Source organism: Pseudomonas sp. EA_65y_Pfl1_P113 (assembly GCF_963970525.1).
Lineage (GTDB): Bacteria > Pseudomonadota > Gammaproteobacteria > Pseudomonadales > Pseudomonadaceae > Aquipseudomonas > Aquipseudomonas tritici.
Window position 1 is genome coordinate 1 of sequence record NZ_CAXAQM010000181.1, and the last position, 682, is coordinate 682.

1 protein-coding gene is annotated in these 682 nt (G+C 64.4%); it reads left to right on the forward strand.

What is annotated here, in order from left to right; all coding sequences use genetic code 11:
- On the forward strand, positions 1–682 hold a 682-nt coding region (locus AACY52_RS29010; protein ID WP_339561171.1), incomplete at both ends, for a class I tRNA ligase family protein.

The window sequence follows — 682 nt, forward strand, 5'->3', positions numbered from 1 at the left end:
ATCGGCAAGGAGATTCTGAACGGCGTCTCCGACCAGTATCGCAAGCTGCGCAACACCTTCCGCTACCTGCTGGGAGCGCTGGAAGGGTTTGACGAGGCCGAGCGTCTGCCGGTCGCGGAAATGCCCGAGCTGGAGCGCTACATGCTCCATCTGCTCGCCGAACTGGATGCGAAGCTGCGCGCGGCGGTCGCCGTGTATGACTTTAACAGCTATGTCCGGCTGCTGACCGAATTCGCGCATGAAGACCTGTCGGCCTTTTACTTCGATATCCGCAAGGATTCGCTCTATTGCGACGGGGTCGACGATCCCAAGCGACGCGGTTGCCGCACGCTGTTCGACACGCTGTTCCACGCGCTGCTGCGCTATGCGGCGCCGGTTTTGTGCTTCACCGCAGAGGAAGTGTGGCAGTCGCGCTTCCCAAGCGAGGACGGGTCGGTGCATTTGCTCGAATGGCCCGAGGTGCCGGCCGTGGCGGACGTTGACGCCGCGCATTGGGCGGCAGTCCGCGCTTTGCGCACGCATGTGACCGAGGCGATCGAACCGCTGCGGCGCGAGAAGATCGTGCGCTCAAGCCTGGAGGCGGAGGTGGTGGTGCCCGAGGCACCGCTGTCGCCCGCGGCGCTGGCCGAATTGTTCATCGTCGCCAAGGTGACGACGGGCGAGGCGATCACCGTTTCCCGCA